Below are 10,238 nucleotides of genomic sequence, written 5' to 3' on the forward strand. Positions count from 1 at the left end.
ATCACCCGGGCGACCCGCTTGTGGTTGACCCGGTCCTCGGCCGGCACGCCGTCGTTGAGTTCAGCGGTCACCCTGGGTGCCCCGTAGGCGGGGTCACCACCGGTCTTCGGGTCCTGGACGGTCCGGATCCGTTCGGCGAGCTCGGCATCGGCCACGACCCGTTCGGCCCGGGCCGGTGCGGCGGCGCACCAGGCGTAGAACGATGACCGGGAGACCTCCACAGCCTGACACAACCGCTTCACCTCGAAGGCGTGCTGGTGGTCGGCGACGAACTGGAAGCGGTTCACCAGTTCGTCTCCCCAGCGAAATACTTGGCCGCTTTCCGCAGGATGTCCCGCTCGGTCTCGACCTTGACCTTGTCGGCCCGTAGCCGGGCGTTCTCCGCCTCCAACCGGGCGATCCTCACCGCCGCGGACTCGGTACCGGCCGACTTCGCGCCGCTGGAGGAGTGTTCTGGTGGCGCAGCCGTCGAACCTGTCCCGAACGCCCTCACCCAGTCCGCCAACGTTCCCCGGGACACCCCCAGATCGGCGGCGATGCCCTTCAACGTGGCATCGGGAGTGGACTCGTACAAGTCGACGGCCTGCCGACGGAACTCATCGGAGTAGTTCTTCCTGGCCATAGTCCTGATCATCTCGCTTCCTCCAGCAACTGCTGGATTCCACGTGTCCAAGACCCGGGGTTAGGGCCCGTACCTGTCTGCGGGTTCTTCGAACAGCACGATTGAACAGGCTCGGACCTCGGGGTTCCATCCGTGCACGCCGACCCAATAGCGCGGAGCGTCCTCGCTCGAGGCGTCACCATGGGCCGTTATGGTGCCCAGACTCTTGGGGAAGTCTTCCCGCACGTAGTCGAACCACCGATCATCATCGATATCCGCCGCTTGGTCCAAGGCGTGGTCTTGAATGCGGCGACGGCATGCCTTCTCCGCAGTGCAGGCATCGCCCTGGGGGAATTCGGCGAACTGAAGTGAGCCGACTCTCCCGCACCTGACACACACTCGCCTCGTCACGCTTCCTCGACCCCCTTCCCGGTGCTCGGCCGACGGGCAGCGATCCGCAACGATCGCCACAGCAGCCGAGGGTCGCCCAGCCGGTGCCGAAGCTGGGTCTCCAGACCGCCGATCGGATAGAGGTTCTGCGGAGCGCGGGTGTCCTTGTGGGGTTCGGAAGCGTAGGGAGGGAGGGTACCCTGTGTCTGGTTGGCCAGCGACGCAGCCTGGTCGGGTGCCAGGTCCGGCGAGCACTCAATGCGGACGATCCCGGACCAACTTGACTCGATCTCGCATGGAAGGCGCAGGTACCACGTGTACCGCTCCCACGTGGTGCCCAGCAGGAATACAGGCGTCCGTTCGCCGGCTCGCAGCCGCCCGATGATGTCCCCCACCTCGTGCGGCAGGTAGGACGCCTGGTGGGACTTGATGAGGGACACGGTACGTTCCAACTTCGTGCGGCCTCGCAATGGGCCGTCGATGACCAGGAGGTCGTCGTCGCGGCGCCGTGCAGCTCGGGCGTTCGCTGCCACGATGACCTCGAGGTCAGCGAGCCGCCTCTGTAGCGCCAACGAGAGGGTTTGGCTTGGCGGCGTGCCGGGCTCCGAGGTTGTCAGCGCCAGGCTCCAGTAGCCGTGTTGGGTATCGAGGTCCTCGGCCTTCACTGCGGTCGTGAAAAGTCCTCGCCGCACTTCCAAGTGAGAGACGTGGGCGCCTTCCTCGCAGCAGCAGACCACTCCCGCGGCGTACGAGCCGCACACTCCCATGCTCGCGTCTCCGCCGGACTCGTCGCCGATCCAGAGGCGGGCGTCGATGCGACGCACTCCGTCGACGAACAGGACCGCCGACGGGGTCGCTACATCGGTGGGCTCAACCGGGCGCCAGCTTGCCGCCGCGTGTTCCACGTCCAGTGACACCCGGGCGCTGGAGGCCTCCAGTGTCTCCGCCGTCTCCTGGAAACTGGTCCCGTAGCCCGGGTCCCAGGCGTCCACGCTGAACTTCATCAACCTTCCCTGACCACTCGGGAGCTCTGAGAGTCGCGCCTTACCACGTAACGGGTTGGCACCCGCTCTGCCAGCGCCGGGACGTGTGTCACCACGCCCACCATTCGGTCACCCTGCGCCAGCCGCTCCAAGGTCACCGCCACGGTCTCCAGGCTGTCGGCATCGAGCGTGCCGAAACCCTCGTCGAGGAACAGCGACTCGAGTCGGGCCGAGCTCGAGGACAGGGAAGACAACTGGTCGGACAGCGCAAGCGCCAGCGCGAGGCTGGTCTGGAACGTCTCCCCACCGGACAGAGTTCGCACCGACCGGCGCGCCTCGGCGTCCTCGTGATCGATCACATGGAAATCGCCCCGGTCGTGCGTGAGGCCGTACTGGCCCCCAGACAGATCGTGCAGGGTCTCGGAAGCCGCCTCCACCAGCACGTCGAGGGCCGCGCCCGCGAGCCACTCCTGGAACTTGCTCTTCTTCAAGTTCTCCGCGAGCAGGGACCCGACCTGCGCCTGCTCGGCTGCCTCGGCGCGCTGCCCAAGCAGTGTGGCGCCCTTGTCGATGCGCTCCCGCACCAAAGACACCTCCTTGCGCGCCTCGGCGAGGGCACCCGCGATCGTGGTCGTTGCAGCCGCCACACTCGGGATCGGTAACCCGGCCGCTGCACATGCGGCCATCGCGGCAGCCTCTGCCTCGGTAACGGTGGCCGCCGAGGAGACGCGGGCGGTCTCTGCCCGGTCGAGGTCATCCGTGACGCGGGCGAGCGCCTCCGTGGCCCAGGACACCAGGGTGTCCCACCCGGTCCCGGGGTTGCTTTCGTCGAGCGGCGGCGCACCCAGCGCCACCAGCGGATCGCGGACGGCGCGCAATGCCTGCAGCGCCTGCTGTACTTCGCCCTTTACCGCCTCATGTGCTGTCCGGGCGCCCTTCAATTCCTCGCGACGGGCGGCGTGCTCGACACGCGCCCGCTTCTCCTCTGTCTCTGCCTCGGCCACGCGTTCGAGTGCCGTCGCGGCAGCTGCTGCGTCGGGCCGGTCGCGCAGCAACTCCCGCAGTTCCTCGGCGCGGAGCTCGTCGCGCTTGAGGTCCCCGGATGCCGCTGCCTCCGCCGTGGTTGTTTCGGTGGCCGCAGAATCGGCCTCCTCCAGCACTGCCCGTGCCGAGACCAGGGCGATTTCTGCCTGTTCGAGGGTGGCCGCTGAGATCTCGCGCCGGTCGCGCAGCTCGGGAAGTTCCCGTTCGTCGAGCTCCGCCACCAGTTGCCGGGCCCACGCCGTAAGGTCGGCCCACGCCCGGCCAAGGTCGGCCGGCTCCTGCGTCGGGCAACCCCACGCCAGCAACCCCGCACGAGCGGCGCGGAACCGTTGCCAACCCTCCGCGAGCGACTCCTGCAATGTGGCGGACCGGTCCGCCGCCGCCTGCCGTGCTGCGCGCGCCTCTCGGACCCGTTCACCGGCCGCCCGCATCGCTGCCGTAGTGGCTTCCACGCGGGCCAGGGCCTCACGCAAGGAAGCCTCTAGGGTGCTCTCCTGGGCGTCCGGGTAGGCGGCGGCGATGTCCGCCTCCAGCTGGGCGAGCGCGTCGCGCCTGCCCTTAGCAAGGGCCGCCTTGAACGTGGCGTCCTTCTCGGCATTACGCAGCTGCTCGGTCGCCGTGCGGTGACGGTCGCGTGCAGCATCCAGCGCCGCCTGTGCCTCGGCCAGGTCGCCCTCGTCGCCGCCCACCGGCATGACGTCGATGGGGCGCTCGCACACCGGGCAGTTGTCACCCACAGCGAGGTGCGCCCGCAATCCCGCGGCCACTCCGGCGTCGCGCGCGGCCTGCAGTCGCTGCTCGGCCTGGGCGACCGCCTGATTGGACCGGTCCGACTCGGCCTGGGTTGCCTCCAAGGATGTCCGGGCGTCGGCCGCAGCGGCATCCAGCCGCGCGAGTTCCTCAACCACGGCACGCCTCTGATCCAGCCACCCCAGCGCCTGGCGCTCCACAGCACCATCACCGGCAGACGCCGCCTCAGCGCGGGCCTTCTCGTCGGCGACTTCCGCGGCCTCGGTGGCGCTCTGATGCTCGGCGAGGGCTTCGGTCGCCACGGCCACCTGATAGGCGAGGTCGCGGACACCGGTTGGTGTCGTGACCCTGTCCAGCACCAAACGGCGAGCCTCGGCCTCACGATGGGCCTCATCGGCAGCGCTCTGCTCGCGGGCGGCAGCGTCGACCGCCTGCTCTGCCGTTCGCACGGACGCCGAGGCTTCGTCGCGACGGTTGCGAGCTGCCTTCATCGCGTCCTGGGCCGCCTCCGCCTGCTCACGCAGCCCGGGTAGACGCTCACCGAGCTCTGCCGATTCGCGCCATTGCTCCGCCAATCGCTCCCATTCCCCGCGCTGACCGAGGTGCTCAAGGTTGGTGCGTGCGGCGTCCCAGGCGTCGGCGGCGGCCGACTCGCTGGCTCCCGCAGCGTCGAGCGCACTGGACACGGAGGCGGCGCGTTCGCGAAGATCGGCGACTCCGCCGGGCGCCCTTACAGCGGCGAGCTGGTCGGCTTCGCCGTGCAGCTCAGCGTGGCGTCGGGCGTCTGCCCGAGCCGTTTCGCGGAGGGTGCCGATCGCGGTCAGGCGCTCGTCGGTGGCGACGCGCAGGGCGTCAAGTTCGTTGACCCGTGCTGACGCCTTCAGTTCGGCGTCGGGCGTCGCGTCGGCCAGGTCGGCCAGCTGCGCGTCGAGTTGCGTGACGCGGCTCGCTGCGTCACGGGCGCGCTCTGATGCCGCCGCCCTGATGCGCTCGTACTGGTCGGCGCCGAGCAGCTTCAGCAGGATGTCCTGACGTTCTCCCGAGGTGGCGGTGAGGAACTCCGCGAAGCGACCTTGCGGCAGGACGACGGCCTGGGTGAAGTCGTTGTATGTGAGCCCGAGCAGCTGCTCGACGGCCGTCCTTACCTCCCGGAGCTCCGACGCTAGGGTCTGGACCTGCTCGCTGGTGGCCTCGGCCGCAGACGAGTCCAGGAACCGCTCGAGGAAGACGCCCTTCTGCTGCACCACTCCCGACCGGCCCACGCGCCGGACCTCGCGCGCGATCTGGTAGCGGTGAGAGCCCACGTCGAAGACCAGGCGCACGGTTCCGCGCGTCGCAGTCGGCGCGAGCGCGTACTCGATGCCGTTGACGCGGCCCCACCGCGGCGCGGTGCCGTACAGGGCGAACACCACGGCGTCGATGACAGTGGACTTGCCGGACCCCGTCGGGCCGACCAGCGCGAAGTAGTCGGCCTCGGTGAAGTCGACGACGGTGGCAGAGCGGAAAGACGCGAACCCTTCCATCTCGAGGCGAATCGGTCGCATGGATTACCTCGCTTCCTGGTCACTGAGCTCGTCGAACAGTGCATTGACGCGTGGGTCGGCGATGCCTACCTGCGCGCAGTAGGCGGCGAACAGCTCCCGCGGCGACTGGCCCGTGTGGGCGGTGGGCGCGTTCGAGCGCGCCTTGATGAACGACGGGTCGATGCGGATCTCGAGTGCATTCGGCAGGATCTCGAGCACCTCGTCGCGCAGGCCCGCGCGGGTGGGTTCCATCACAACCACCCGCAGGAAGTCGTCGCCGCAATCCTCGGCATGGGCAGCCAGCTCGGCCACCGTTCCCCTGACGGTGCGAAGTCGGCGTCCAGCCTGGATCGGCACGTCGATCACGGACGCCGGCGTGCCGGGGGAGGCCTCGACGATGCAGACGACTGACGTGTTTTCCTGTTCGCCGAAGTCGACCGCGAGGGGGGCGCCTGAGTAGTGCACAGGGCAGCTAGCCGGCATCATTTGGCGGCGGTGCAGGTGCCCCAACGCAACGTAGTGTGCCTCTACCGGGAAGGCCGTTGCCGGGACGTGGTACTCGAAGATCGACTGTGCTTCGCGTTCACCGCCACCCATGACGCCGCCCGTGCAGGTGAGGTGGGCCATGACCAGGTTGACCGCCCCCGGCTGGAATGCCGAGCAGAGTTCGCGGAGGACGGTGCGCATCGCCTCGTCGTAGTGGCCGGCGTTCTCGGACGGCGAGCCCGTGACCAACTCTTCGGCACCATAGGCGTAGCGTCGCGACAGGAATGGCAGCATCACGACCACTACCTGCTCACCGGTCGACTTCGCCGTGAACGTGTGGACGCCGCCCTGGGCCGTGGCGCGGACACGTCCGGCGAACTCGATGCCCGCCGCCTTCATGAGCGGACGGAACGCCTCGAAGGTGTTCGCGTGGTCGTGGTTGCCAGCGATGACGACCACCTCGCGGCGCTCATTCGCTAGCGTCAGCAGCGTGTGGTTGACCAGCTTCTGAGCCTCCGAGCCCGGAGCCGAGGTGTCGTAGACGTCGCCGGAGATGAGTACGGCGTCCACGTCGTGCTCCCGTGCGATGCCGACGATCTCAGCGAGCACTTGGCGTTGCTCATCGAGGCGACTGTGGCCTTTCAGAGTCTTGCCGACGTGCCAGTCGGCGGTGTGCAGGAACTTCACGTGAGTCTCCTCAGAAGGGTGGGAGGTCGTCGTCGTTGGCAAGCCTGGCCAGCACCGGGCTCGTCGTCGCCTCGGGCGCGCACTCGCTGAGCCGCGTAGCCCACGCGGGGAACGGGAACTCGACAGCGAGCGGCACTGGCAGCTCCGGCTGCGACACAAACATGGCGCCGGGCTTGGCGAGCGTGGCTCGCTGGCGCTGGCTCGGGGGTAGGAAGCCGTACTCGGGGCGTCCTGCCTCAGCTGGGTCGAGGCGTCCAACCACGCGGATGGATGAGTTCGAGACGATGCGGCGCTCTACCTCGGAGGCTGTCTGCTGCGCGCCAATCAAGATGATGCCCAGCGAGCGGCCGCGCTCGGCGATGTCGAGCAGGACGTCCTTGATCGGGGAGTTGCCTTCGCGTGGAGCGTACTTGTTCAGTTCGTCGATCATGGTGAAGAGCAGCCCGCCCGCCCCGGCCCGCTCCTTGCGGAGGGTCTCGTTGGCGAGTGATACGCCAACCACGAACCGCTGAGCGCGCTCGGGGAGGTTGTGCATGTCGATCACCGTGACCTGGCTGTTGGCCGTCGAAACCTCGCGCGTCGTACTGGGGGGCAGATCACCCCGGATGAGCGAGGACAGGGCCCGCTGCGAGGAGCGTAGGCGGCGGATGAAGGCGTTGATCGTGCCCACGCCCGTCGCCGGTCCCGCCCACTGAGGGCGAGTGTTGTCATCTTGCAGCCGGTCGACCACCAGGTCGACAAGGTCGGCGTAGGTGCGGGCCGTCGTGCCGTCTATGGTGACCGCGCCCGAGGCGTCCGTACTCGTCACGTCGGCGGCGAGCCGGGCTGCGACCTGGTGCACCACGATCGTGTACTGGTTGCGGTCGTCCTCGGCGTCGGCGAAGACGAAGGGCAGGAGTTCATTCGCGCAGAAGTCAGCGAGTGTCCACCAGAAGGCATGGACGCCGCTCGTACGGCCCGCCACGTCGGCACGCCCGGTGGTGTCGTTTCGAACCGGGGGTGCGAAGAAGCGCGCCGATTGGAACGGGTGCGCGGGCAGGCCTAACTGCGCGTACTGGGCGCGCAGATCGTCATCGAGTCGCACGTTCTGCTTGTCGAGGAACAGCAGGTCTTCGCCCTTGACCGCGAACACCAGCGCCTTCGCGTTGGTGCGCCGCGCGCCAAGCACCTCGGACGCGAAGAGGGAGTGCAGCATGAACAGCGCAAAGCTGGTCTTGGTGGCCACGCCGGAGATGCCCGAGATTGAGACGTGGGCTCCTCGCGTGCCGTCCAGGAAGTCGAGGTTGATGTAGATGGGCTCGCCGTCTCGGCCTAGGCCGACCACCATCTTCTTCTGCATTGAGTCGAAGTAGAGCGCGTGGTCGCGGTCCTCGCCCGTCGCCCGGCGCACCGACGTCCCCGGCAGCGGCGGAACGTAGCATTCGGGCTCGACGCGCGTCGTGGTGACCTCGGCGAGTTCCTGCACTTGGGCCGGCAGCATGCCTTCGGAGATCAGAAAGACGTCTGACCCGAAGCTGGCCCCCTCGTGGCGCGCAGTGACCTGAGTCACGACTCCGGCCGTGCGGATGACGCCGCGCGACGAGATTGGTCTCTCGGTCGTCACGACGTCGTCCAACTGGAGATAGGCATCCGGACCGATTGCTACGTGAAACCGCAGCGGTGTTGAGTCGCTCGTCCCCGCCACCAGACCCACCAAGCCGGATTCTGTCACCGCGACCCCCCCTTCTTCCTGGCCTACGGTATCGGGCGCCTCCGACTCATTCCTGACGCCTCGAAGTGTGCGTGAGTTCCGTTGAGATCACTCACCAGTCCGTCATCGCGACGGTGAAGGCGACGAGTCGACGGAGCAGTCACGACCGACGCCACAAAGGCAAGGTCCGCGACGAGTCAGCTGCGATCTCCCGCCGCAGGGCAAAGCGGGAGATCTGACTCGCGAGGCCCGTGGCACATCGGCTCAGAAACCTCGCTGTCCACGGGGGAGTGCATGCCTCCGTTATGCGAAGTGACGGGTTTGAGTGCCCGTCGTCAGGAGGTCGCCATGAACCCCGACCGCGGCTTGGTCACCGGAGCAGACCTCCGGCTTGAGCGGCCCAATCCCCATGGCGTCCGCTGCGACGCTGCCGTGAGCGAACCAGAACTTCTGCTTCCCGACGTCCCCCTCATAGTCGAGGACCTCTTGTGGCAGGCACGCCACCTTGCCGACCTCGGTGCACCGATTGAGACGGTCAATGCGATCCTCGACCACGTCGTCGCCGTGCGGGAAGGCCGCGGCTGATGGCCGGTTACCGCAGACCGGTGAGCGAGGCAGAACGGGTGGCGGCGGCAAAGGCTCGGCAGGCAACGCTGGACAAGCTCCACGCCCAGCTCAGCGACGGCGTCCTCGCCCTCAACGACCCGCAGGCCTGGCAGGCGTGGCTGAAGTTCTCCAGCCAGTTCCACCGCTATTCGTTCGGGAACAGCCTCCTGATCATGCTTCAGGACCCGCAGGCGACCCACGTCGCCGGCTATCAGGCGTTCAAAGCGATGGGGCGCCAGGTGCGCCGGGGCGAGACCGGCATCAAGGTCCTCGCCCCGATCACGCGCCGCGAACCTCGCCTCGACGATGCCGGCCAACCGGTACGCGACGACCAAGGCCACGTCTTACACCGGACGCAGGTCGTCGGCACCAGGCCCGTCACCGTATTCGACATCCGCCAGACGGACGGCCCTCCTCTGCCTGATCCCAAGATCGGCGAGGCGACCCTCCTCAGTGGTCAAGCCCCCATCGGACTTTGGGGTCGCCTCCAAGGCCTCCTCGAGGAACGGGGATTCGACGTGCGTCGCGGCGCGGACCTCGGCGGCGCGAACGGGTACACCGACTTCGGCCGGCGGCTCGTCATGGTCCGCGATGACGTCGACGACGCGCAGGCCGTCAAGACCCTCGCACACGAAGCCGGTCACGTGATCCTCCACACAGACCAGCAGGGCCGCGACTGCCGGGGGATCATCGAAGTCGAGGCCGAATCGGTCGCGTACATGGTGACCAGCGCCCACGGTCTCGACTCCAGCCAGTACACCTTCAACTACGTCGCTGGCTGGGCCCTGAACGCCGTGACCGAAGACCGCGACCTGGCCGACATCCTCCGCAGCACCGGTCAACGCGTCATCGGCGCCGCAGACCTCATTCTTCAGACCACTCAGCCGGATCCGACCATCACCGATACCGCGCTCGATGCCCTGGAAAGTGACATCCGAGTTCAGACGGACCCCACGCGCTGGGAGGCGGTCTCCGTCGGCGAGGCCATTCCCCCGGAGCCGCCGACTGTGCCTTCGCCGGCGCTGGTCCCCTCGCTGGGCCGCTGACCATGACGACCGCGATGGACGAGTTCTGCTCACCAGGCACATGCGACGGTGTTGCGTCGTCGACGCGGCGCTTGCACGACCTCAAGGGGAACGGTGCCCGCCCCTCCTTGTTGCTGCCAACTGTCGGTGTCGGACCTGCCAGGCCTCACCGCGCACAGGAGGGAGCCGAACCTGTTCCTGCACGCGTCCCTATCCGCTGGCTCGCCAGTAATCCCGGTGCGCGCTCCGCCTATGCTGAAGGGCAGCGATGGACGCGAGATCCGCGCGGATCTCGGGTTCGGAGCGATTCCCCACGTATTCCCCACGGCAAGGTGACGAAGTGGCAATCCATCTCCATAAGTCCTTGTCAGGGGGTCATTATCGGCTGACAGAAGAGAGCTTCAACTCCTCTTTCGCGCACAGAATGTGCCTTTGACTAGGCAAAATGCAGTG

6 protein-coding genes and 1 pseudogene are annotated in these 10,238 nt (G+C 67.8%); 2 read left to right on the forward strand and 5 right to left on the reverse strand.

Translation table 11 applies throughout. The annotated features are described in order from the left end of the window. The 5 genes and pseudogenes from WMJ97_RS12405 to WMJ97_RS12425 form a co-directional block, all read right to left on the reverse strand. A pseudogene (locus WMJ97_RS12405) lies at nt 1-622 on the reverse strand (transposase); the annotation flags it as partial. Nucleotides 623-1,008: 386 nt separating this feature from the next. Next, nucleotides 1,009-1,995 carry a DNA double-strand break repair nuclease NurA gene (locus tag WMJ97_RS12410; RefSeq protein WP_347349312.1) on the reverse strand — a complete coding sequence of 329 codons (987 nt, stop codon included), beginning with the start codon at nt 1,993-1,995 and terminating at the stop codon, nt 1,009-1,011. Next, entirely contained in the window at nt 1,995-5,312 is a 3,318-nt protein-coding gene (locus tag WMJ97_RS12415) for an SMC family ATPase (protein ID WP_347349313.1), read from the reverse strand. Before WMJ97_RS12415 ends, WMJ97_RS12410 begins: the two co-directional genes overlap by 1 nt. A gap of 3 nt (nt 5,313-5,315) precedes the next feature. Continuing rightward, nucleotides 5,316-6,464 (reverse strand): exonuclease SbcCD subunit D, encoded by a 1,149-nt coding sequence (locus WMJ97_RS12420; RefSeq protein WP_347349314.1) that lies wholly within the window; start codon nt 6,462-6,464, stop codon nt 5,316-5,318. Nucleotides 6,465-6,474: 10 nt separating this feature from the next. Continuing rightward, complete coding sequence (locus tag WMJ97_RS12425) at nt 6,475-8,175, reverse strand: ATP-binding protein (RefSeq protein ID WP_347349315.1); 1,701 nt, start codon at nt 8,173-8,175, stop codon at nt 6,475-6,477. Between the two features lie 327 nt (nt 8,176-8,502). On the opposite strand from WMJ97_RS12425, the gene WMJ97_RS12430 reads away from it, so the two are divergent. Both WMJ97_RS12430 and WMJ97_RS12435 read left to right on the forward strand, forming a co-directional pair. Next, complete coding sequence (locus WMJ97_RS12430) at nt 8,503-8,739, forward strand: hypothetical protein (protein WP_347349316.1); 237 nt, start codon at nt 8,503-8,505, stop codon at nt 8,737-8,739. Nucleotides 8,740-8,759: 20 nt separating this feature from the next. Next, on the forward strand, nt 8,760-9,806 hold the full coding sequence (locus tag WMJ97_RS12435) for an ArdC-like ssDNA-binding domain-containing protein (protein WP_347349317.1): 1,047 nt from the start codon (nt 8,760-8,762) through the stop codon (nt 9,804-9,806). The last annotated feature ends 432 nt before the right edge of the window (nt 9,807-10,238 follow it).

The sequence above is a fragment of the Nigerium sp. genome, from assembly GCF_039811905.1.
Lineage (GTDB): Bacteria > Actinomycetota > Actinomycetes > Propionibacteriales > Propionibacteriaceae > Propioniciclava.

Bases quoted from the DNA above. Each gene is read 5' to 3' on its own strand.
- WMJ97_RS12430 (WP_347349316.1), top strand. From the start codon at position 8,503: ATGAACCCCGACCGCGGCTTGGTCACCGGAGCAGACCTCCGGCTTGAG.
- WMJ97_RS12415 (WP_347349313.1), bottom strand. From the start codon at position 5,312: ATGCGACCGATTCGCCTCGAGATGGAAGGGTTCGCGTCTTTCCGCTCT.
- WMJ97_RS12410 (WP_347349312.1), bottom strand. From the start codon at position 1,995: ATGAAGTTCAGCGTGGACGCCTGGGACCCGGGCTACGGGACCAGTTTC.